16 protein-coding genes are annotated in these 24440 nt (G+C 60.5%); 13 read left to right on the top strand and 3 right to left on the bottom strand.

Annotated elements, in window-relative coordinates; translation table 11 throughout:
* The first annotated feature begins 91 nt into the window (after positions 1-91).
* The 7 genes from dgcB (at position 92) to ACA069_RS26285 (ending at position 12500) form a co-directional block, all read left to right on the top strand.
* Complete coding sequence (dgcB, locus tag ACA069_RS26315) at positions 92-2041, top strand: dimethylglycine demethylation protein DgcB (protein WP_497615497.1); 1950 nt, start codon at positions 92-94, stop codon at positions 2039-2041.
* Positions 2041-3261, top strand: coding sequence for an electron transfer flavoprotein subunit alpha (etfA, locus tag ACA069_RS26310; RefSeq protein WP_401270896.1), 1221 nt, complete (start codon positions 2041-2043; stop codon positions 3259-3261). Before dgcB ends, etfA begins: the two co-directional genes overlap by 1 nt.
* A 9-nt stretch (positions 3262-3270) precedes the next feature.
* Complete coding sequence (etfB, locus tag ACA069_RS26305) at positions 3271-4041, top strand: electron transfer flavoprotein subunit beta (RefSeq protein ID WP_401270893.1); 771 nt, start codon at positions 3271-3273, stop codon at positions 4039-4041.
* 132 nt (positions 4042-4173) lie between these two features.
* Positions 4174-4740, top strand: a complete 567-nt coding sequence (locus tag ACA069_RS26300; RefSeq protein ID WP_489879358.1) for a GNAT family N-acetyltransferase — start codon at positions 4174-4176, stop codon at positions 4738-4740.
* Positions 4741-5700: 960 nt separating this feature from the next.
* Positions 5701-9153: an alpha/beta fold hydrolase gene (locus tag ACA069_RS26295; protein WP_497615496.1), complete on the top strand. Its 3453-nt coding sequence runs from the start codon at positions 5701-5703 to the stop codon at positions 9151-9153.
* A gap of 208 nt (positions 9154-9361) precedes the next feature.
* Positions 9362-11230: a c-type cytochrome gene (locus tag ACA069_RS26290; RefSeq protein ID WP_489879360.1), complete on the top strand. Its 1869-nt coding sequence runs from the start codon at positions 9362-9364 to the stop codon at positions 11228-11230.
* 25 nt (positions 11231-11255) lie between these two features.
* Positions 11256-12500: a metallophosphoesterase family protein gene (locus tag ACA069_RS26285; protein ID WP_401270885.1), complete on the top strand. Its 1245-nt coding sequence runs from the start codon at positions 11256-11258 to the stop codon at positions 12498-12500.
* Between the two features lie 115 nt (positions 12501-12615).
* Here the strand turns inward: ACA069_RS26285 and gbca are convergent, their stop codons facing one another.
* Positions 12616-13911 carry a glycine betaine monooxygenase oxygenase subunit gene (gene gbca, locus ACA069_RS26280; RefSeq protein ID WP_497615495.1) on the bottom strand — a complete coding sequence of 432 codons (1296 nt, stop codon included), beginning with the start codon at positions 13909-13911 and terminating at the stop codon, positions 12616-12618.
* Between the two features lie 295 nt (positions 13912-14206).
* On the opposite strand from gbca, the gene gbcB reads away from it, so the two are divergent.
* Positions 14207-15307, top strand: a complete 1101-nt coding sequence (gene gbcB, locus ACA069_RS26275; protein WP_401270880.1) for a glycine betaine monooxygenase reductase subunit — start codon at positions 14207-14209, stop codon at positions 15305-15307.
* A 121-nt stretch (positions 15308-15428) separates the two neighbouring features.
* On the opposite strand, the gene ACA069_RS26270 is transcribed toward gbcB, so the two are convergent.
* Together ACA069_RS26270 and ACA069_RS26265 are read right to left on the bottom strand one after the other, a co-directional pair.
* Positions 15429-16253: an SDR family oxidoreductase gene (locus tag ACA069_RS26270; RefSeq protein ID WP_187679654.1), complete on the bottom strand. Its 825-nt coding sequence runs from the start codon at positions 16251-16253 to the stop codon at positions 15429-15431.
* A 244-nt stretch (positions 16254-16497) separates the two neighbouring features.
* Positions 16498-17538, bottom strand: a complete 1041-nt coding sequence (locus ACA069_RS26265; RefSeq protein WP_305440202.1) for a threonine aldolase family protein — start codon at positions 17536-17538, stop codon at positions 16498-16500.
* A 127-nt stretch (positions 17539-17665) separates the two neighbouring features.
* Here ACA069_RS26265 and ACA069_RS26260 point away from each other — a divergent pair, with 127 nt between their 5' ends.
* The 5 genes from ACA069_RS26260 to ACA069_RS26240 all read left to right on the top strand — a co-directional run bounded on the left by ACA069_RS26260 (position 17666) and on the right by ACA069_RS26240 (position 24418).
* Positions 17666-18394 (top strand): TraX family protein, encoded by a 729-nt coding sequence (locus ACA069_RS26260; RefSeq protein ID WP_497615494.1) that lies wholly within the window; start codon positions 17666-17668, stop codon positions 18392-18394.
* Positions 18395-18535: 141 nt separating this feature from the next.
* Positions 18536-19789: a serine hydroxymethyltransferase gene (gene glyA, locus ACA069_RS26255; RefSeq protein ID WP_187679650.1), complete on the top strand. Its 1254-nt coding sequence runs from the start codon at positions 18536-18538 to the stop codon at positions 19787-19789.
* A gap of 20 nt (positions 19790-19809) precedes the next feature.
* Positions 19810-21060: a sarcosine oxidase subunit beta gene (locus ACA069_RS26250; RefSeq protein WP_095187127.1), complete on the top strand. Its 1251-nt coding sequence runs from the start codon at positions 19810-19812 to the stop codon at positions 21058-21060.
* 14 nt (positions 21061-21074) lie between these two features.
* Complete coding sequence (locus tag ACA069_RS26245) at positions 21075-21404, top strand: sarcosine oxidase subunit delta (RefSeq protein ID WP_187679649.1); 330 nt, start codon at positions 21075-21077, stop codon at positions 21402-21404.
* Positions 21401-24418, top strand: coding sequence for a sarcosine oxidase subunit alpha (locus tag ACA069_RS26240; protein ID WP_187679648.1), 3018 nt, complete (start codon positions 21401-21403; stop codon positions 24416-24418). Before ACA069_RS26245 ends, ACA069_RS26240 begins: the two co-directional genes overlap by 4 nt.
* The last annotated feature ends 22 nt before the right edge of the window (positions 24419-24440 follow it).

Genomic DNA, 24440 nt, shown 5'->3' with positions numbered 1-24440 from the left:
GAAGCGTCCCGGGATGCATTCCCACGCAGAGCGTGGGAACGATCATCGAACGCCCGTGTTTCTCCAGGCTGTACTGGTGGGAGCTTCACCTATGTTGAACACCCTTCTTCCAATCCTGTTGTTCGCAGCCCTGGGCCTTGGCGTCCTCGGCGCCTTGCGGCGGGTGGCCATGTGGCGTCGGGGCCGAGCCTCGAAGGTCGATCTGATCGGTGGCCTGTTCGCCATGCCCAAGCGTTACATGGTCGACTTGCACCATGTGGTGGCGCGGGACAAATACATCGCCAACACCCACGTGGCCACGGCCGGCGGTGCGGTGGCGTCGATTGTGCTGGCGATTCTGGTGCACGGTTTCGGCCTGCATAACCGCATCCTCGGCTATGCGTTGCTGCTGATGACGGCGGTGATGTTCGTCGGCGCGATCTTCGTTTACCTGCGTCGACGTAACCCGCCGGCACGGTTGTCGAAAGGCCCGTGGATGCGCTTGCCGAAAAGCCTGCTGGCGTTCTCGGCGTCGTTCTTTCTGGTGACCTTGCCGGTGGCCGGGATCCTCCCGGAAAACTTCGGCGGCTGGATATTGGCGGTGATTCTCGGCGTCGGTGTGCTGTGGGGCGTGTCGGAATTGTTCTTCGGCATGACCTGGGGCGGGCCGATGAAACACGCCTTCGCCGGTGCCCTGCACCTGGCGTGGCACCGTCGCGCCGAGCGTTTTGGCGGTGGTCGTTCCACCGGTTTGAAGCCGCTGGACCTCAACGATCCCTCCGCGCCGCTGGGCGTGGAAAAACCCAGGGATTTCACCTGGAACCAGTTGCTCGGCTTCGACGCCTGCGTGCAGTGCGGCAAGTGCGAAGCGGCGTGCCCGGCCTTCGCTGCCGGCCAGCCGCTGAACCCGAAAAAGCTGATTCAGGACATGGTCGTCGGCCTCGCTGGCGGCACTGACGCCAACTTCGCTGGCAGTCCGTATCCGGGCAAACCGATTGGCGAGCATTCAGGTAATCCACATCAACCGATCGTTAACGGTCTGGTCGATGCCGAAACCCTGTGGTCGTGCACCACTTGCCGCGCCTGCGTCGAGGAGTGCCCGATGATGATCGAGCACGTCGACGCCATCGTCGACATGCGCCGTCACCTCACGCTGGAAAAAGGCGCGACGCCGAACAAGGGCGCCGAAGTCCTGGAAAACCTGATCGCCACCGACAACCCCGGCGGTTTCGCTCCGGGTGGGCGGATGAACTGGGCGGCGGATCTGAACCTCAATTTGCTGAGCGAAAAGAAATCCACCGACGTGCTGTTCTGGGTTGGCGACGGCGCTTTCGACATGCGCAACCAGCGCACCCTGCGTGCATTCGTCAAAGTGCTGAAAGCGGCCAAGGTCGACTTCGCGGTACTGGGTCTCGAAGAACGCGACAGCGGCGACGTAGCCCGCCGTTTGGGTGATGAAGCAACCTTCCAGTTGTTGGCCAAACGCAACATCCAGACCTTGGCCAAATACAGCTTCAACCGCATCGTTACCTGCGATCCGCACAGTTTCCATGTGCTGAAAAACGAATACGGCGCCTTTGATGGCAACTACCTGGTGCAGCATCACAGCACTTACATGGCTGAAATCATTGAGGCCGGCGCGCTCAACCTCGGTCAGCACAAAGGCAACAGCGTGACCTATCACGATCCGTGCTACCTCGGCCGCTACAACGGCGAGTACGAGGCGCCGCGTGAAGTTCTGCGCGCGCTGGGTATCGAAGTCAAAGAGATGCAACGTTCCGGCTTCCGTTCGCGCTGCTGCGGCGGCGGTGGCGGTGCGCCGATCACCGACATTCCGGGCAAGCAACGCATCCCCGACATGCGCATGGACGACATCCGCGAGACCGGCGCCGAGCTGGTGGCCGTGGGTTGTCCACAGTGCACGGCGATGCTCGAAGGCGTGGTTGAACCGCGTCCGCTGATCAAGGACATCGCCGAACTGGTGGCCGACGCCCTGCTCGAAGACGCTGCGCCAGGCAAGCCGACTACGCCGGCCAAACGTGAACCTGCGGAGGCCCACTGATGAGCGACATTATCCGCCGCGACCCGCGCGCCGAATGGATTGCGCGTAACCGTCTGCATCCATTGCACGCGGCCATGCAACCGGCGCAACACAGTTGGATGGGCCCCAATGGCGTCATCCGCAAGAACCTGCATGGCATTGGTTTTATCGGCCCCAACGGCATCAAGCGCATTGACCGCAGCGGCGCGCAGCAGGGCGGGGCGGTCAAACGCTCGGCCACGGTTGAGGTGCAACTGCCGCTGCATCAGGTGCCGGCTCCGGCGTTCTACATCAGCGTGGTGCCGGACATGGTCGGCGGCCGCTTGAGCAGCCATGATCGCGATTTGCTCGGCCTCGCCCATCAACTGGCCGGCAAGGACGGCGCGGTGTTGGCTGTGGTCTTCGGCGAGCACAAGGAAAACGCTTTCGCCACCGCAGGCGTCGATCGCTTGCTGGTGCTGGAGGGCGAGGAATTCAGCGGTTACGCACCGGAGCAGCGTGTGCAAGGTTTGCGCGCTGTGGATAACCAGTTCAACCCGCGTCACTGGCTGCTGCCGGACAGCCGCAGCGGTGGCGGTGAACTCGGTCGACGCTTTGCTGCGGCATTGGGCGAACGCCCGGCGACACGTGTGTGGCAGGTCAAGGATCAGGAATGCATCGGCCGCGCTGGCGCGGGTCTGCAGGATTTGGCGCGTCCCGTTGCGCGGTTGATTCTGGCCTCGGCCGAATGTGCGGAACCTGTCAGCGAAACCCGTCACGAAGCGCTGCCCGTGGAGTTATCCACAAGCGTCGCGCGCAGTCTGTCGCGCATTGAAGATCTAGGTGCGGTGGCAGTCGATCCGGCGGCGATTCCAATGGCCGAAGCCGAGTTCATTTTCTCCGGCGGTAACGGGGTCAAGGACTGGGCATTGTTCCACCAGACCGCTGCTGCACTCGGCGCCACCGAAGGCGCGTCGCGGGTGGCGGTGGACGACGGCTTCATGGCGCGCGACCGGCAGGTCGGCGCGTCCGGCACCTGGGTCACCGCGCGGGTGTATGTCGCCGTGGGGATTTCCGGAGCGATCCAGCACCTGCAAGGCATCGGTGCCTGCGACAAAGTCGTGGCGATCAACCTCGATCCGGGTTGCGACATGATCAAACGCGCCGACCTGTCGGTGATTGGCGAGAGCGCGGAGATTCTTCAGGCCTTGATCGCGGCGGTTGAGGCTTACCGCAACGACGCCAAGCGCGATGCGGCTTAAGGAACGGCTATGAACACAAAAATCATCAGTTTGGTTTCAATCGGCGCCCACCCGACCTCCGGCCGGCCACGCCGCGCCGAACAGGATGCCCGTGCCGTGGAGTTGGGCCTGCAACTGGCTGGGGATAACCTGCAAGTGCTGCATGCCGGCGATGTTGCGGAACCTGCATTGCGCGCCTATCTGGGCATGGGCCTTGAGCAGATGCATGTGCTGGAACAACCGGCAGGCGCCGATGCATTGCCGGCACTGACCGCGTATCTACGTGATGCCGGTGCGCAGGTCGTGCTGACCGGTAGCCAGGCTGAAACCGGTGAAGGCTCGGGGATGCTGCCTTTTCTGCTGGCCGAAGGCCTGGGCTGGCCGCTGGTGGTCGGTTTGGCCCAGGTTGAGTCGATCAATGACGGTTCGGCGCTGGTGCTGCAAGCGTTGCCGCGCGGGCAGCGGCGGCGGTTGAAGGTGCGGCTGCCGTTTCTGGCGACTGTGGATAACGCCGCACCGAAGCCTCGGCAGAGTGCGTATGGGCCGGCACGTCGCGGGGAGTTGAATGCCGAAGACGTGGAGGTGCTGGACGATGAATTGCTCGCAGTAGCGACACTGCAACCGGCCAAGCCTCGGCCGAAACGCTTGAAAGTGATCAAGGCCAAGAGTGGCGCTGATCGGATGAAGGCTGCTACGGCCAAGGCCAGTGGCGGCGGTGGGCAGGTGTTGAAAGGGGTGACTGCCCAGGCCGGGGCTGAGGCGATTCTCAAGTTGCTGATTGAGGAGGGTGTTGTCCGCTGAGGCACCGAGCATTTCCTGCGGGCGATGACATGACAGGCAGTCATTGACTGACATGTAAAGTCGTCGAATGCAGGTTGTCGAGGGTTTCAAACGCGGGTTAAAACAACGCTCAAGCCATAAGGAGTCAAGTGAATGACTGTTGAGTTTCGACCTGCGCGGCGTACGGATGCGCGTGAGATTGCCCGCTTGTTCCAGATTTCCTCGGAGGGGGCTGCGGATTACATCTGGAGTCAGTTGGCCGAGCCTGGGGAAGCGCTACTGGATGTCGGTGCACGTCGATATGCCCGCGAAGATGTCGACTTTTCTTTTCAGAACTGCCTCATCGCTGAAGCCGACGGCCGCGTCGTCGGGATGATGCACAGTTATGCCACACACGAAAATCCTGATCCGACACCCCCTACCGATCCGGTGCTGGCGCCTTACGCCGATATGGAGGTTGCGGACACGCTCTACATCTCCAGCCTGGCGCTGCACGAAGGCTGGCGTAATCAGGGCTTGGGCGTGCAGTTTCTTGAGTATGCTCAGGCGCGTGCAGAACGCTTGGCGCTCAACGGTTTGAGCCTGATCGACTATGCCGCCAATACCGGCGCAAAAAGATTTTATGAAAGGCATGGTTTCGCCATCGTCAAAACCTGTCAGGTGACGCCTCACCCAATGATCCGGGTGACGGGTGACGCCTATCTGATGCATCGTGCTTGATACCTGCGAACAACATACGGTTTGAGGCCACGTTACCCACAATCCCTGTTGGCCAATCTGTGGATAACGTGTTCGCCCATCCCTGCACCCCACGCCAATCAAGCCCTGCAAGGCGCAGATCAAAAAACAACCAGCCTAACTAACGGTTTTTCCACGCTTTTTTCGCTGGAAAACTGCGCAAGTTGCCCCCAATCTCTGTTGGCGCTTCTGTGGATAAGATGTTCGCTATCTGCTAAGCGCCTTATAGAACGTGGCTTTCAAGAGATTGGTCAAAAACTGATCAAATCGCGGATTCTCACCCGATCGCCTCTCTATAACGCCCGGTTTTTCACAGTCTTGGATGCTTTTCCACAGCACCCGCAAAGTTACCCCCGAACTCTGTTGGCGCTTCTGTGGATAACGTGTTCGCTATCCGCTACAGGCCAATTAATACGTGGCTTGTAGAGAGTTGATCAAAAAACATCCATCGCTTATCCCAAACCATGCTTCTGGATAAGTCACGTTTTTTCTTCACTTATTCACCGATGTTTTTCCAAATCATCCACAGTTGTCCCTAATTGCTGTGGGTGGCTATGTGGATAACTTGTTCGCCAAACCCTGCAAGCCCCGGCGGCTATAGTCCAAATCGCAATTGATCACATTTCATACAGTTCTAAGGCGTTGCCTTGACTTCGATTACTCCGCTGTCTTCACTGCAATGGCACAAGGACAGCCGTCACTTATCCACATCTGGTTCTGGGAGAACGCATGATGGATAGCCGTACACACCGCCCCCCACCCCATCCACGCAAGCGCACGCTACGTCGCGCCGCTAATCAGCATGCTCGTCTGTAGCGTGTAAATCCTGCCTCGATTGCTGTGCTGTCGCCGGACTCGCTCCGGAGGCCAGGTGCCCGTTCGCCCATTGATTGCAGGCAACCGCAGAGTTGCCCCCATCTGCCTGATTAGAGGAACCACCTCATGACACGGATCGCAACGCCCATCAGCGAGATCAAGGAACACTACGACGTCATTGTCATTGGCTCCGGTTATGGCGGCGGCATTGCTGCGTCGCGCCTGTCCCGGGCCGGTAAACGCGTGTGCCTGCTGGAACGCGGCCGGGAGATTCAGCCCGGCGAATACCCCAACACCGTGATTGCCGCCACCGAAGAATTGCAGGTGCATGATCCCGACGGCCATATCGGCTCGCGCACTGGATTGTTCGACCTGCATGTCAACGCTCAGCAGAACGTCGTGGTCGGTTGCGGCCTTGGCGGTACTTCGCTGATCAACGCCAACGTCGCCCTGGAGCCGGAGCCCGGCGTGTTCGATGATCCGCGCTGGCCGAAGGCAGTGCGTGAACACCGCGACACCTTGCTCAAGGACGGCTATGCCCGTGCCCGGGAAATGCTCAAGCCCAATCCTTATCCGGACACTGCACCCAATCTGCCCAAGCTCGACGCCAACAAAAAGTCCGCGGAGTACCTCAAGCAAGGCGCGCACTTTTACAAGCCGCCGATCAACGTGACCTTCGACAAGCTGCCCAATAACCTCAATCACGTCGGCGTCGAACAACTGCCGTGCAACCACTGTGGCGACTGCGTGTCGGGCTGTAACAACAAGGCCAAGAACACCACGCTGATGAACTATCTGCCGGACGCCTGGAATCACGGCGCGGAGATTTTCTGTCAGGCCGAAGTGCGGCATCTGGAGCGTGACGGTGACGGCTGGATCGTGCACTTCCAGTATCTGGACAGCGGTCGCGAGAAGTTTTCCGCGCCGACGCTGTTTGTGAAGGCCGACATCGTCGTGGTGTCCGCCGGCACACTGGGCTCCACGGAAATTCTGCTGCGCTCGCGCGACAAAGGGCTGGCGATGTCCGACCAGCTCGGCGAGAACATGAGTGGCAATGGCGATATCCTCGGTTTCGGCCACAACTGCGAGCAGACCATCAACGGCATTGGTTTCGGCGCGAATCCGGCCAAAGAGCTGCACCCGGTCGGCCCGTGCATCACCTCGATCATCGACATGCGCACCGAAGGCGACTGGCGCAGCCGGATGGTCATCGAAGAGGGTTCGATCCCCGGCGCCCTCGGTCGGCCGATGGTGCCGGCGATGGCCGGCTTCGCCGAGATGATCGGGGTGGCCACCGACGACAGTTTCAGCGGCAAGTTGAAATACAAGGAACGCGAACTCGAAAGCTTTCTGCGCGGCCCGTATTACGGCGCGCTGCACAATATGCAGACCTACCTGATCATGAGCCACGACAGCGGCCAGGGGCGGATGGTGCTGGATAACAAGGATCAACTGCGCATCGACTGGCCGGGCGTCGGCGAGCAAGAGAACTTCAAGCTCGGCAATGACCGTCTGCACCAGAGCACCAAGGCGCTCGGTGGTATCTGGGTGGAGAATCCTATCTGGACGAAGCTGCTCAAGCACAGCATCGTCTCGGTGCATCCATTGGGCGGTTGCGTAATGGGTGAGGACGCCGGACAAGGCGTGGTCAATCACAAGGGCCAGGTGTTCAGCGGCGCCAGCGGTACCGACGTTTACGCCAATCTGTACGTGACCGATGGGGCGGTGATTCCGACGTCTTTGGCGGTCAATCCACTGCTGACCATTTCTGCCGTGAGCGAGCGCAACATGGGCCTGCTCGCCGCTGACCGGGGCTGGCAGATCGACTACACGCTGCCCTCGGCACCGCGCAAACAAGTCGCGCCACCGACCCTGGGCGTGCAGTTCACCGAAACCATGAAGGGTTACTTCTCCCGGGCCTTTACCGCCGCACAAAGCACTGACCTGGAGGTCTACGAAGCGGCGGCCAAACGTGGTGAGGCAGACAATTCGCCCATCGACTTCACCCTGACCATCACCGCCAACGACATGAACCGGATGATCAAGGAGCCGGAACACGCCGCGACCATTGTCGGTACGGTGATCGCTCCGGCGTTGTCGCCAAAACCGCTGACGGCCAGCAACGGCGTGTTCAACCTGTTCGAGCAATTCGAGCAACAGGTCGATACGCGGCACATGAAGTACGACATGAAACTGACCGCCGAGGACGGCAGCGATTATTTCTTCAGTGCGTTCAAAACCGTGCCGGAAGACAACGGCGTGCTGAACATCTGGCACGACACCAGCACGCTCTACGTGACGCTGTATCGCGGGCCGGACAAGAGCGGCGAGGTAATCGGTTCGGGGGTGATGCACATCCATCCGACTGATTTCGCCAAGCAGATGACCACCATGACGGTGCTCAACGCCCGCAACGAGCGTGAGCGCATCGAAGGGCTGGCGCGTTTTGGCAAGTTCTTCGCCGGGATTCTCTGGGAAAGTTATGGCGGGGTATTTGCCGGGGATATCTACTTCAACCCTGACGCGCCGCCACGGCTGAAACGGCCGCTGGATGCGCCAATCCCGGCGGTGCATTTCTTTCCCACCGAGGATGGCGTCGAACTGCGCCTGACCCGGTATCAGGCAGGTACGAAAGGCCCGGTGATGCTGGTGCATGGTTTGGGCGTGGGTTCGAATATTTTTTCCACCGACACCATCCAGACCAACCTGCTGGAGTACCTGTGCAAGCACGATTACGACGTGTGGCTGCTGGATTTTCGCGTGAGCATTCTGCTGCCGGCGAGCAAGAAGGAATGGAACGGCGACCAGATTGCCCAGTACGACTTCAAGGCGGCCATCGCGCAGGTCCAGCAGCAAACCAAGGCGAAAGACGTGCAGTGCGTGGTGCATTGCTATGGTGCAACGACGTTCTTCATGTCGCTGCTGGCCGGTTTGCAGGGCGTGCGTTCGGTAGTGTGCTCGCAGATTGCTGCCGACACGGTGGTCGCCACTGCAACCGGGTTAAAGGCCGGTTTGCACCTGCCGGGCATGCTTGACGCCATCGGCGTCAAGTCGATGACCGCTTACGCCGACAGCAAGGAGAACTGGTTCAACAAACTCTACGACAAGGCCCTTAACGGCTACGCGCGTTTCGAAGCTCAGGGCTACTGCACCAACCCGGTGTGCCACCGCATCACCTTTATGTACGCCTCGCTGTACCGCCATGACACCCTCAACGAAACCCTGCACGACAACCTGCATGAGTTGTTCGGTGAGTCGAACATCGAGACCTTCGAGCATCTGGCGCTGATCGTGCGCAAAGGGCACTTGGTGGATTTCAAAGGCAACGATGTATACATGCCGCACTTTGATCGGTTGACCATGCCGATCTGTTTTATCAGCGGTGCTGAAAACCAGTGTTACCTGCCGGAAAGCACGCTTAAAACCTATCAGCGCTTGTGTGACCTGCACGGGCCGGAGCGTTACAGCCGGCAGGTGGTGCCGGGCTACGGCCATATCGATTGCATGTTCGGCAAGAACGCGGTGGTTGATGTGTACCCGATCATCCTTGAACACCTGGAGAAAACTGCCTTGGGTTGACACCTGTCATTGATCTTTTGTGCAGAGAAAGTCCTTTGTGGCGAGGGGATTCATCCCCGATGGGTCGCGCAGCGGCCCCAAATCAGGCCGCGCGGTGTTCCTGACAAACCGCAGGCGATAGTTTGCGACTGCTTCGCAGCCGATCGGGGATAAATCCCCTCGCCACAGGAATGGGTTCGATCCAGTTATGTACAAGGAAATGGATGACATGGACACCTACATCCGCTGGTTTCAGCGCTTCATCTGGCTAGGCATTGCAATGAACATGGTGTTCGCGATCCCCGCGCTGTTTGCGCCGGGGTTGCTGACATCGGTGGTCGGTCTGCCGCCGCAACTCTCCGATCCCTGGCTGGAAAACGCCGGGATGCTGCTCGTGGGTATCAGCGTGTTTTACATGCCCTCGGGCTTCAACGCGCCGCGCTACGTGGTGCATTCCTGGTTGTGCGTACTGACGCGGCTGATCGCCGTGGTGTTCTGGATCTACCTGATCAACACCAGCATTCAAGGCTCGGTATTCGTGCCGATGCTGATGGGCGATCTGAGCTTTTTCCTGATCCTTGGCATTTTGCTGTATCTGGGCACCACTCCCGAGAACCGGCCATGGGCGCTGCTGTGCGATGGCTGGCGCGAATGGCGGGCCGCGTGGGCGCGGCACTGGCAGAGCCACAGCTTCAAGGTCGGCACCTTTATCGTTGTGGCATTGCTGGCGTTCATCGGTTACCAGACCTGGTATCAGATGCTGCGGGTGGTGCCGGAGCAGGAATACGCCTCTGACGAAGACCACTACAAATACGCCGCCATCGGCCTCGGTATCGAAGCGCGAATCCCGTATTACCTGTTCGCCGTGCTGCCGCAGATGTGCCCGGAAAAACTACCGAAGCCCGGCGGCTGGGAAGTCTTCGGGTTTCTCTATGAGAACGGCAAGGACCTGCCGATCGGCATGGCCAAGCGGCAGATCGGCTACCCGACCGTGGAGCCGAACTGCGCGCTGTGCCACACCGGCTCCTACCGGGCAAACGCTAGCGACGTCGCCGTCAACGTGCCGAGTGCGCCGGCCAACACCCTGCAACTGCAAGCCTTTCAGTGGTACGCCTACGATTGCGCCAGCGATCCGAAATTCACCACCGACGCGGTGATGGCGGCGATCAACAGCAAATTCCAGCTGGGTTTTTTCGAACGGCTTTACAACCGCTACCTGATTATCCCGATGGCGAAAAGTGCGCTGCTCAAGCAGAAGCAGGCCTACGCCTGGCAGAAGCTGCGTCCACAACAGGGACCGGGTCGTACCGACACCTTCAACCCGACAAAAATGGTGGTATTCGGCTTCCCGGATGACTCGACCATCGGCACCGTCGACCTGCCACAGGTCTGGAACCAGAAACCGCGGGAATCGATGTACCTGCACTGGGACGGCAATAACAACAAGATCCACGAGCGCAACTACGCCGCCGCCATGGCTGTAGGCGCAACGCCGGAATCGGTACTGCCGCCAAGCTTCAACCGTGTGACCAACTGGTTGCTCGGGCGCAAGCCACCGGCCTGGCCGTGGGCGCTGGATCAGGCCAAGGTCGCTCAGGGCAAACCGATCTGGGACAACAACTGCGCCGGTTGTCATGACTTCGGTCGTGCCGACACCGGGCAAGTCACCACCAACATCGACCAGCTCGGCACCGATCCACATCGGCTGGACTCTTTCACCACGGGGCTGGTGACCGCGTTCCACACCTTCAAGAAACCGCCGTTCGACTTCGGCGCCTACCGCAAGACCCAAAGCTACAGCAACACGCCGACCGACGGCGTCTGGCTGCGCGCGCCCTACCTGCACAACGGCTCGGTACCGACCTTGTGGGACCTGCTGCAACCGCCGGAAAAACGTCCACAGGTGTTTATCACCGGCTCCGACGTCTACGACCCGCTCAATGTCGGGTTTGTCACCAGCGGCGCGCAAGCCAAAGCCTCGGCCGACTTCAAGTACGACACACGACTGGAGGGCAACCACAACAGCGGTCACCTGTATGGCACGACGCTGTCGGACGACGACAAGCGTGCGCTGATCGAATTCATGAAAACCCTGTGAGCCCTTACGGATAGAGGAATACGCCATGTCACTGGTCAGTCATTGGGAACACGAGTACGACAAGGTCAAAGTGCGCATTCACGGCTTGATCACGCGCATGGAAATGGCCTGGATGAAGCTCGTCAGCGAGCTTGAGCCACAGGAGTTTCAGGCGATTATCAAGCTGCTGCAACGCGGGCACGATCAGGCGCATTACGTGTTGAAGAACGGCGAGTTGCCGAGCGACGAACCGAGCGTGCCGTGGGAGTTGTCGCACGGCTTGTCGATCCTGCGCATCGGCAATGCCACGCCATTGCCGCAGTCGAGCGATCAACTGCAAACCCGGGTACTCAAGGACGGCAGTTTGCTCGGGTGTCGCAAGTGGGAACTGCTGGATCTGTTGTGGAGCGAGGCGCTGCTCAAATGGATCGAAAACCTGCGCCATCACGCGACCTTCGGCACCGATCCCGCCGTGGTGCAGATGGAGCGCGACGTAACCCTGGCGATTGCCGGCGACTGGGGCACCGGGCCGTTCGACAGCCATGCGCCGGCGGTATCGGTGGCCAACCAGATGCAACTGGCCCAGGCCGATTTCACTATTCACTTGGGCGATGTGTATTACGCCGGCAGCCACTCGCAGGAAGACGTCGACATGGCTGGCTGGCCGATGGGCACGCATGGCTCATTCACGCTCAACTCCAACCACGAGATGTACAGCGGCGCCCACGGCTATTTCAAGGAACTGGCCAAGCGTTTTCCGGGACAGCAGGGCACTAGCTATTTCGCGTTGATCAACGATGACTGGCTGGTGGTCGGGCTGGATTCGGCTTATGCGTCGGATGCGCTGAACCTGTACATGGACGGTACCTTGAATGAGCCGCAGATCGAATGGATGAAGGCACTGCCCAAGCGCAAAAAAATCATGGTGCTCAGTCATCACCAGGGCTTCGATATTTCCGGGCATAACAAGACTGCGCTGTATCAACCGGTGTGCGATGCACTGGGGCGTGAGCCGGATTATTGGTACTGGGGGCATCTGCATAACGGCATTGTTTACGCGCAGCAGGGCGGATTGCAGGCGCGCTGTGCCGGGCATGGGGCGATTCCGTATGGCAACGCCAGTGAGCTGGACGGGCATTCGCGGGTGCTGTGGTCGGAGACGCAGAGTGCGAAGGACCCGGCATATCCGGATCGGGTGTTGAACGGGTACGCGAAAATCAGGTTGGTGGGGGAGGAGATTTTTGAGGAGTTTATTGGTGAGGATGGCAGTGTGAGGTGGTCATCCAAGTGATGCGATGGCTGTTCTGACGCCATAGCTGGCAAGCCAGCTCCCACAGGTTTTGAGGTGATCACAACATTTGTGTACACCGCAGTACCCTGTGGGAGCTGGCTTGCCAGCGATGCTTTTAGCCTTGGACGGGCACACCTTTGAGGTAAGGGGCTGGCTCGGCGCCGAGGTTGTTCAGCAGGCGCTCGCTGTACCAATCCACAAAGTTGACCACACCAAACTCATAAGTCTTCGAGTACGGCCCAGGCTGGTATGCCGTGGAGTTGATCCCACGCTGGTTCTCTTCGGCCAAGCGACGATCCTGATCGTTGGTCGCGTCCCACACCTGGCGCATACGCTCGACGTCGTAATCCACGCCTTCCACTGCATCCTTGTGCACCAGCCACTTGGTGGTGACCATGGTTTCCTGGGCGCTGATCGGCCACACGGTGAAGACGATGATGTGGTCGCCCATGCAGTGGTTCCACGAGTGCGGCAGGTGCAGGATGCGCATCGAACCCAGGTCCGGGTTCTTGATCCGGCCCATCAGTTTGGCGCAGCCCTGTTTGCCGTCGAGGGTCATCGACACGGTGCCCTTGAGCAGCGGCATACGCACAATGCGGTTACGCAGGCCGAAACTGGCGTGGGCGTAAGGAATCTTCTCGGCTTCCCAGGCAGCGGCGGAGGCGGCGACGTGATCCTTGAACGCCTGATCGGCGCGCGGGTCGGTAACGTCGTCCCATTCCAGCAGGGTTTTCAGCAGTTCCGGGTGCGAGGCGTTGCAGTGGTAGCACTCGCGGTTGTTTTCCAGCACCAGTTTCCAGTTGGCCTTTTCCATCAAGGTGGTGGTGATCGCCACCTTGGTGTTCTCCATGTCGTACGGTTCCATGTAGTGGTTCAGCGTCGACAGGAAGTCATCGATGGCCGGCGGGCTCTCCGCCAGGCTGATAAAGATGTAGCCGCCGGCAGTCTTCACGTTCACCGGTTTGAGGCCGTACTCCTTCATGTCGAAGTCGGCGCCCATTTCGGTGCCAGCGAACAACAGGCGACCGTCCAGCTCATACGTCCACTGATGGTAATGGCAGACCAGTTTGGCGACCTTGCCCTTGTCGCTGGTGCACAGGCGCGAGCCACGGTGACGGCAGACGTTGTGGAAGGCATGGACGACGCCGTCGGCGCCACGAATGACGATAATCGGGTTCTTGCCGATCTGCAGGGTGATGTAGTTGCCCTTGGCCGGGATCTCGCAGGTCATGCCGGCGATCAACCACTCTTTCTGGAAGATCTCCTGCATGTCGATATCGAACAGCCGCTCGTCGCTGTAGAACGGTTGCGGCAGCGAGAAAGTGCGCTCACGCTCCTGCAGCATCTGTGCGGTGGCCTTGCGTGCGGGTTCCAGCGGATCGCCCAGGCTGATTTTTGCGGTGACGTCCATCGATGTGATCCTCATGGCCATCTGCGTGGCCGGCGAAAGTGGCTAATCAGGTGTGCTGTAAACGGTTGCTACGCAAGGTGTAAAGAATTCGTCTTGGTGTGAGGCGAGTGTGGGGCCGGCGCAGGCGGGAACCTTATCCATGGGCGACATGATGCAATCTGTTCCCGACGCGCAACCCCCGGCGGTTGGGGGCTGGTCGCGATAAGTATGTCAATGTCGCGGATAGGTAAACGGGCGGTTCGCGCTATACGCAGAATCGCCGACATGAGGCCGACAGTCGGCCGTGGAGAACAGCATGTCCAACAGCTTCCTGAATCCGGTCACCACCCAGACCTGGGCCAATGGCCGACACATCGTCCGTTGCGTCAAAGTCATCCAGGAAACCTGGGACGTGCGCACCTTCTGCTTTATGGCCGACCAGCCGATCCTGTTCTTCTTCAAGCCCGGGCAATTCGTGACACTGGAGCTGGAGATCGAAGGCCAGCCGATCATGCGCTCCTACACGATCTCCAGTTCGCCGTCGGTGCCGTACAGCTTTTCGGTGACGATCAAACGCGTGCCGGGCGGCAAGGTGTCCAACTGGTTGCACGACACGCTGCATGAAGGCCAGGAATTGGCCGTGCACGGGCCGGTCGGGCTGTTTAACGGTATCGACTTCCCGAGTCCTAAAGTCCTCTACCTCAGCGGCGGCGTCGGCATCACCCCGTGCATGTCGATGGCGCGCTGGTTCTACGACACCAACGCTAACGTCGACATGACGTTTATCCACAGCGCCCGTTCGCCGAAAGACATCATTTACCACCGCGAGCTGGAACACATGGCGTCGCGGATCGACAACTTCAGCCTGCACCTGATCTGCGAGAAGCATGGTCTGGGCGAGCCGTGGGCCGGGTATCGCGGCTATCTGAACCACAAGATGCTGGAACTGATGGTTCCGGACTTTCTGGAGCGCGAAGTGTTCTGCTGCGGGCCGACGCCGTACATGACGGCGGTCAAGCGCTTGCTGGAAAACGCTGGCTACGACATGTCGCGTTATCACGAAGAGTCGTTCGGTGCGACGCCACCCGAAGCGCGCGCTGATGCAGTCGAGCAAGCCGAACAGGCCGCCGACGCACCGGAAATCGATGCGGCGGATCTGCATCAGGTGGAATTCACCTCGTCCGGCAAGAGCATTCGTGTGGCGCCGGGCGAGACCGTGCATGCGGCGGCGGCCAAGCTGGGCTTGATGATCCCGAAAGCCTGCGGCATGGGGATTTGCGGGACGTGCAAAGTGCTCAAGCTGGGGGGCGAGGTGGAGATGGAGCACAACGGCGGGATTACCGAGGACGACGAGGCGGAGGGTTTCATCCTGTCGTGCTGCAGCGTGCCCAAAGGCGACGTGCGCATCGAGTTCTAAAGATTGGCGCAACTCCAATGTGGGAGCGAGCCTGCTCGCGAATGCGGTGTGTCATTCAGCATCTGCGTTGTCTGACACGGCCTATTCGCGAGCAGGCTCGCTCCCACGGAGGTTGTGTATTTCAATCTACAAACAGGTCGGGCATCAGGGTTGCATCGCTGTCCGGCTCGTAGCGGTAATGATCGAATTCAGTCACGCCCTGTTCACGCAAAATCTCCTCATCAATCAGCAACCGCCCAGTAATCTGCCGTCCGCTACTGCTCAAAATCACATGCGCCGCATCCGCCATGATCGAAGGCGTACGCGCATGCTTGAACGACTCGCGATTACCCAGCTGAAACTCGATGGCTGCCGTGGCAATCATCGTCTGCGGCCACAGCGAATTGACGCTGATGCCGAAATTGGCAAATTCCTCACTCATCCCCAGCGTCAGCATGCTCATGCCGTACTTGGTCACGGTGTAAGGGCTGTACTGGGCGAACCACTTGGTCGCCAGATTCAGTGGCGGTGACAGATTGAGAATGTGCCCGGCGGATTTCTTCAGATAGGGCAGGGCAGCCTGACTGCACAGCAGCACGGCGCGGGTGTTGATCTGGTGCATCAGGTCGAAACGCTTGAGTTCGATGTGTTGCACGCCGGTAAGTTTGATCGCCCCGGCGTTGTTCACCAGCGCATCGATGCCGCCGAAATGCTCATTGGCCTGAGCCAGCGCCTGGCGTACGGCGTCTTCATCACGCACATCCACTTGCAGGGCCAGAGCCTTTCCGCCCGCCGCCTCGACTTCCGCCGCGACGCTGTGAATGGTCCCGGGTAATTTGGCGTGAGGTTCGGCGCTCTTCGCCGCAATCACGATGTTGGCCCCATCCCTGGCGGCGCGCAGCGCAATCTCACGGCCGATGCCACGGCTGGCGCCAGTGATGAACAGGGTTTTTCCTTGTAGCGACATGCCGATGCTCCTGCTTGTTGATATGTGAGCGGAGGCTCGACAAACAATGTAGACCAAGCAGCAAACGCGGTAGGTGGGGTGTAGCTTTGTGGCGAGGGGATTTATCCCCGATGGCCTGCGCAGCAGGCCTAAAGTCTGAATCCAGTCGCTGTCAGACAGAAACTCAATGGCAGGTTTTGGGGCTGCTGCGCAGCCCATCGGGGATAAATCCCCTCACCACAGGGGATCTTATCGGCTCAAGGGATCAGTTGGACATGACTTCGCGGATATCGCGCGCCAGTTCGCGTACGCGTTCTTCTTCGGTATCCCACGAGCACATGAAGCGTGCGCCGCCCTTGCCGATGAAGGTGTAGAAGCGCCAGTTTTTCGCGGTCAGGGCCGCGATGGCCGGTTCCGAGAGTTGCAGGAACACGCCGTTGGCTTGTACCGGGAACATCAGCTCGACGCCGGGAATGTCGCTGACCAGTTCCGCCAGCAACTGCGCGCAGTGGTTGGCGTGGCGGGCGTATTTGAGCCAGGCGTCGTTTTCGAGGATGCCGACCCACGGCGCCGACAGAAAGCGCATTTTCGACGCCAGTTGCCCGGCCTGTTTGCAGCGGTAGTCGAAGTCTTCGGCCAGTTTGTGGTTGAAGAACAGGATCGCTTCACCCACCGCCATGCCGTTTTTTGTACCGCCGAAGCACAGCACGTCGACGCCGGCCTTCCAGGTCAGGTCGGCCGGCGAGCAGCCGAGGAACGCGCAGGCATTGGAGAAACGCGCGCCGTCCATGTGCAGGTGCAGGCCCAGCTCCTTGCAGGTGGCGCTGATGGCGCGGACTTCTTCCGGGGTGTAGACGCTGCCGACTTCGGTGGCTTGGGTCAGGGTGACCACGCGCGGTTTAGGGTAGTGAATGTCCTGGCGCTTGAGCGCGACTTCGCGGATCGATTCCGGTGTGATCTTGCCGTTTTCGGTACGGGCGATCAGCAGTTTCGAGCCGTTGGAGAAGAATTCCGGCGCGCCGCATTCGTCGGTTTCGACGTGGGCGGTTTCCGAGCAGATCACGCTGTGGTAACTCTGGCACAGCGACGACAGGGCCAGCGAGTTGGCGGCGGTGCCGTTGAAGGCGAAGAACACTTCGCAGTCGGTTTCGAACAGGTTGCGGAAATGATCAGCGGCGCGCGCTGTCCATTCATCGTCGCCGTAAGCGCGTTGGTGGCCGTGATTGGCCTGTTCCATGGCGGCCCAGGCTTCAGGGCAGATACCGGAGTAGTTGTCGCTGGCGAATTGTTGGCTCTTGTCGGTCATGGCCGGCTTCCGTGGTCGAGTCGCTTGTGGCGACTCGTTGGTCAATGATGGTGCGCACTTTACCGAAGATCATCCGGGGAGCACACGGGATGTCGCTGGCAGAACTCTACAAGGACACGGGCCGATTATGCACCTGAGAAAACGCGACGGCGCGCTGGATCTGCTCAAGTGGCTGGCGCTGCTGAGCATGTTGCTCGATCACCTGCGATATGTCGGCTACTCCGCCGATTGGTTGTATGTGCCGGGGCGGTTGGCGTTTCCGTGGTTCTGTCTGGCGATGGCGGCGAATCTTTCGCGTGACGGAGCGCGCCAGACTGAGTGGCGCTATTTGGGGTGGTTGGTGGTTTTCAGCGCCGTCAGCGAAATTCCCTATCGGATGTACATTCCTGATCCCGATACGTTAAACGTGATGCCGACGCTGGCGCTGAGTTTGCTGGTGGCGCGGGGCTGGCAGGATGGAGCGCTGGTTTCGCGACTGCTCGGCGCCGGCGCGTTGCTGCTTTCTGCGTTGTTCTCGGAACGGCTGATGTTCGGTTTCTTCGGTGTTTTGTTGCCGTTAGCGATTCTGCTGGTGATTCGTCGTCCGTGGTATTTCGCTGTGTTGCCGGGGCTGGTGTGCCTGGCGGCGAATCAATGGCGGGTGTTGCTCGAATCGGCGCAGTTCGGTAACGAGTTGGCAGTCTTGGGCCTCATCACCTGCCTGATTGCGCCATGGCTGGGGATGCTCCTGTTGCGACATGCCCGAACCTTCCAGCCGCCACCGATGAGGCGCTGGGCCTACGCCCTCTATCCCGCGCATTTCCTGATACTGCTCGCTCTACGTATGACCCTACAGGGGACTGTGTTCTCCGGGTGATTTCCCGCCATGTCGTAAACGCACCTTTGCGTGGCGTCCGTAGGCATTTGAGCTGTCTGCACCGGTCATACCATCGCATCAAAGGGCACGCAGGTGCCTGACCGAGACGAATGGCGCACCGCCGCCGCTGGGAGAGACGCGATGTTCAGCAAGCAAGACCAGATCCAGGGTTACGACGATGCACTGCTGGCGGCGATGAATGCCGAGGAGCAACGTCAGGAAGATCACATCGAGCTGATCGCGTCGGAGAACTACACCAGCAAACGCGTGATGCAAGCGCAGGGCAGCGGCCTCACCAACAAATACGCCGAAGGCTATCCGGGCAAGCGCTACTACGGTGGCTGCGAGCACGTGGATAAAGTCGAAGCGCTGGCCATCGAACGCGCCAAGCAACTGTTCGGCGCCGATTACGCCAACGTCCAGCCGCACTCCGGTTCTTCGGCCAACAGCGCCGTGTATCTGGCGCTGATCCAGCCGGGCGACACCATCCTCGGCATGAGCCTGGCCCACGGCGGTCACCTGACCCACGGCGCCAAAGTGTCGTCCTCGGGCAAGCTCTACAACGCCGTGCAGTACGGCATCGACACCAAGACCGGGCTGATCGATTACGACGAAGTCGAGCGTCTGGCCGTCGAGTGCAAACCGAAAATGATCGTTGCCGGTTTCTCGGCGTACTCCAAGACTCTGGATTTCCCACGCTTCCGCCAGATCGCCGACAAGGTCGGTGCGCTGTTGTTCGTCGACATGGCCCACGTCGCCGGTCTGGTTGCTGCCGGTCTCTATCCGAACCCGCTGCCTTACGCTGATGTGGTCACCACCACCACGCACAAAACCCTGCGCGGCCCACGTGGCGGGTTGATCCTGGCCAAGTCCAACGAAGAGATCGAAAAGAAACTCAACTCTGCCGTATTCCCCGGCGCTCAGGGCGGCCCGCTGATGCACGTCATCGCCGGTAAAGCCGTGTGCTTCAAGGAAGCGCTGGAGCCGGGTTTCAAGGCTTATCAGCAGCAAGTGATCGACAACGCCCAGGCCATGGCGAGCGTATTTATCAAACGTGGCTACGATGTAGTGTCCGGCGGTACCGACAACCACCTGTTCCTGGTCAGCCTGATCCGTCAGGGCCTGACCGGCAAAGACGCCGACGCCGCCCTCGGCCGCGCGCACATCACCGTCAACAAGAACGCCGTGCCGAACGATCCGCAGTCGCCGTTCGTGACGTCCGGCCTGCGCATCGGCACCCCGGCGGTGACTACGCGCGGTTTCAAAGTGACCCAGTGCGTGACGCTGGCCGGCTGGATCTGCGACATCCTCGACAACCTCGGCGATGCCGATGTCGAGGCCAATGTCGCCCAGCAGGTTTCGGCCCTGTGCGCAGACTTCCCGGTTTATCGCTGAGCGTTCTGGAGTAAATGACTATGCAACGCTATTCGGGCTTCGGCCTCTTCAAACACTCCCTCAGCCACCACGAAAACTGGCAGCGCATGTGGCGCACGCCGACGCCGAAAAAGGTCTACGACGTGGTCATCGTCGGCGGCGGCGGGCATGGTCTGGCGACGGCCTACTATTTGGCAAAAGAACACGGCATCACCAACGTCGCCGTGGTCGAGAAAGGCTGGCTGGGCGGCGGTAACACCGCGCGCAACACCACCATCGTCCGCTCCAACTACCTGTGGGATGAGTCGGCGCACCTGTACGAACACGCGATGAAATTGTGGGAAGGCCTGTCGCAGGATCTGAACTACAACGTGATGTTCTCCCAGCGTGGCGTCTACAACCTCTGCCACACCCTGCAGGACATCCGTGATTCCGAGCGTCGGGTCAGCGCCAACCGCCTCAATGGCGTCGATGGCGAACTGCTCAACGCTCAGCAAGTCGCCGACGAGATTCCGTACCTCGACTGCTCGAAAAACACCCGTTACCCGGTGCTGGGCGCAACCGTCCAGCGTCGCGGCGGCGTGGCCCGTCACGATGCCGTGGCGTGGGGCTTTGCCCGTGCCGCCGACGCCCTCGGTGTGGACTTGATCCAGCAGACCGAAGTGATCGGCTTCCGCAAGGAAAACGGCGTGTGCATTGGCGTTGAAACCAACAAAGGCTTCATCGGCGCCAAGCGCGTCGGTGTGGTCACTGCCGGCAACTCCGGGCACATGGCCAAACTCGCCGGTTTCCGTCTGCCGATCGAATCCCACCCGCTGCAAGCGCTGGTGTCCGAGCCGATCAAACCGATTATCGACAGCGTGATCATGTCCAACGCCGTGCACGGTTACATCAGCCAGTCCGACAAGGGCGACCTGGTGATCGGCGCCGGTATCGACGGCTACAACGGCTACGGCCAGCGCGGTTCGTACCCGGTGATCGAGCACACCATCCAGGCCATCGTCGAGATGTTCCCGGTGCTGTCGCGGGTACGCATGAACCGTCAGTGGGGCGGCATCGTCGACACCACGCCGGACGCCTGCCCGATCATTTCGAAAACCCCGGTACCGAACATGTTCTTCAACTGCGGTTGGGGCACCGGCGGCTTCAAGGCCACACCTGGCTCGGGCAACGTGTTTGCCGCGAGTCTGGCCAAGGGTGAAATGCACCCATTGGCTGCACCTTTCTCCATCGACCGTTTCCACAACGGTGCGTTGATCGATGAACACGGCGCTGCTGCGGTTGCCCACTAACAGGAGAAATCCCCATGTTGCATATCTTCTGTCCTCACTGCGGCGAGTTGCGCTCCGAAGAGGAATTCCACGCATCCGGTCAGGCGCACATTCCGCGCCCGCTGGACCCTGCAAGCTGTTCCGACGAGGAGTGGGGCGACTACATGTTCTTCCGTGACAACCCGCGCGGTCTGCACCACGAGCTGTGGGATCACGTCGCCGGTTGCCGTCAGTACTTCAACGTCACCCGCGACACCGTGACCTACGAGATTCTCGAAACCTACAAGATCGGCACCAAGCCGCAATTCACCGACAAGGCTGATGCTGCGAAAACAGCCACGACGGCGCTGGGAGAGAAGGTATGAGCCAGACCAATCGCCTGTCCAACGGTGGACGGATCGACCGCAACAAAGTGCTGAGCTTCACCTTCAACGGTCAGACCTACAAAGGCTTCGAGGGTGACTCGCTGGCCGCTGCGCTGATCGCCAACGGCGTCGACATCATCGGCCGCAGCTTCAAGTATTCGCGTCCACGCGGCATCTTCGCCGCTGGCGCCGAAGAGCCGAACGCCGTGCTGCAGATTGGCGCGACCGAAGCCACGCAGATCCCCAACGTGCGCGCCACGCAACAGGCGCTGTACCAAGGCCTGGTCGCCACCAGTACCAACGGCTGGCCGAACGTCAACAACGACATGATGGGCATTCTCGGCAAGGTCGGCGGCAAGCTGATGCCGCCGGGTTTCTACTACAAAACCTTCATGTACCCGCAATCGTTCTGGATGACTTACGAGAAGTACATTCGTAAGGCTGCCGGTTTGGGCCGTTCGCCGACCGAAGTCGATCCGGACACCTACGACTACATGAACCAGCACTGCGACGTGCTGATCGTCGGCGCCGGCCCTGCCGGTCTCGCCGCCGCTCTGGCGGCCGCGCGCAGCGGTGCCCGGGTGATTCTGGCTGACGAGCAGGAAGAGTTCGGCGGCAGCCTGCTTGATTCCCGCGAAAGCCTCGACGGCAAACCGGCGATGGATTGGGTTGCCAGTGTCATCGCTGAATTGAAGGACACGCCGGACGTGTTGCTGTTGCCGCGCGCCACGGTCAACGGCTACCACGACCACAACTTCCTGACCATTCACGAACGCCTCACCGATCACCTCGGCGACCGCGCACCGATCGGTCAGGTACGTCAGCGCATTCACCGTGTCCGCGCCAAGCGTGTGGTGCTGGCCACCGGCGCTTGCGAGCGTCCGCTGGTCTACGGCAACAACGACGTGCCGGGCAACATGCTCGCCGGTGCGGTCTCGACTTACGTGCGCCGTTACGGCGTGGCGCCGGGTAAAAAACTGGTGCTGTCGACCAACAACGATCACGCCTATCGCGTGGCTTTGGATTGGCTCGACGCCAGTCTGCAAGTGGTGGCCATCGCCGATGCGCGCAGCAATCCGCGCGGTGCATTGGTCGAAGAAGCCCGCGCCAAAGGCATCCGCATCCTCACCGGCAGTGCCGTGATCGAGGCCCGTGGCAGCAAGCGGGTTACCGCTGCCCGCGTCGCCGCGATTGATGTGAAGGCGCACGCCGTGACCAGCCCGGGCGAATGGCTCGACTGCGATGTGGTCGCGACTTCCGGTGGTTACAGCCCGGTGGTTCACCTGGCCTCGCACTTGGGCGGCAAGCCGACCTGGCGCGAAGACATCCTCGGTTTCATCCCGGGCGAAGCCCCGCAGAAACGCGTGTGCGTCGGTGGCATCAACGGCGTTTACGGTCTCGGCGATTCGCTGGCCGATGGTTTTGAAGGTGGCGTGCGCGCTGCCAGTGAAGCCGGCTTCGCGGCGGTCGAAGGCACGCTGCCGAAAGCCCTGAGCCGTCTCGAAGAGCCGACGCTGGCGCTGTTCCAGGTGCCGCATGAGAAGGGCACTGCCCGCGCGCCGAAGCAATTCGTTGACCTGCAAAACGACGTCACCGCCGCCGCCATAGAACTGGCGACCCGTGAAGGTTTCGAGTCGGTCGAGCACGTCAAACGCTACACCGCACTGGGCTTCGGCACCGATCAGGGCAAGCTCGGCAACGTCAACGGCTTGGCCATCGCCGCCCGTTCGTTGAACGTGACCATCCCGCAGATGGGCACCACGATGTTCCGTCCGAACTACACGCCGGTGACGTTCGGCGCCGTGGCCGGCCGGCATTGCGGGCACATCTTTGAGCCGGTTCGTTACACCGCGCTGCATCAATGGCACCTGAAAAACGGTGCCGAGTTTGAAGACGTCGGCCAGTGGAAACGTCCATGGTACTTCCCGAAAAACGGTGAAGACCTGCACGCTGCCGTGAAGCGCGAATGCAAAGCCGTGCGCGACAGCGTCGGCCTGCTCGACGCCTCGACCCTGGGCAAGATCGACATTCAAGGCCCGGATGCCCGCGAGTTCCTCAACCGCGTGTACACCAACGCCTGGACCAAGCTCGACGTGGGCAAGGCCCGTTATGGCCTGATGTGCAAAGAAGACGGCATGGTCTTCGACGACGGTGTGACGGCTTGCTTGGCCGACAACCATTTCGTCATGACCACCACCACCGGCGGCGCCGCGCGCGTCCTGCAATGGCTGGAGCTGTACCACCAGACCGAATGGCCGGACATGAAGGTGTACTTCACTTCCGTGACCGACCACTGGGCGACCATGACCCTGTCCGGCCCGAACAGCCGCAAGCTGCTCAGCGCTGTGACCGACATCGATCTGAGCAACGAAGCCTTCCCGTTCATGACCTGGAAAGAAGGTCTGGTTGGCGGTGTGCCGGCGCGGGTGTTCCGCATCTCGTTTACCGGTGAGCTGTCGTACGAAGTCAACGTGCAGGCCGACTATGCGATGGGCGTACTGGAGAAAATCGTCGAGGCCGGCAAGCAGTACAACCTGACCCCGTACGGCACTGAAACCATGCACGTTCTGCGCGCCGAGAAAGGTTTCATCATCGTCGGCCAGGATACTGACGGCTCAATGACCCCGGACGATCTGAACATGGGTTGGTGCGTCGGTCGCACCAAACCGTTCTCGTGGATCGGCCAGCGCGGCATGAACCGTGAAGATTGTGTGCGTGATCAGCGCAAACAGTTGGTAGGCCTGAAGCCGATCGATCCGACCAAATGGCTACCGGAAGGTGCGCAGTTGGTGTTCAACACCAAACAGGCGATCCCGATGACGATGGTCGGCCACGTGACCTCCAGTTATGCGCACAACTCCCTTGGCTATTCGTTTGCCATGGGCGTGGTCAAGGGCGGTCTGAAACGCCTCGGCGAGCGGGTGTTTGCACCGCTGGCCGATGGCAGCGTGATCGAGGCAGAGATTGTTTCTTCGGTGTTCTTCGATCCGAAGGGTGATCGCCAGAACATCTGACACTAATCGTTCCCACGCAGAG

It is taken from the genome of Pseudomonas sp. LBUM1652 (assembly GCF_059716105.1).
The sequence above is the reverse complement of the archived record's forward strand: the minus strand, read 5'-3'. Positions and strand labels throughout refer to the sequence as shown.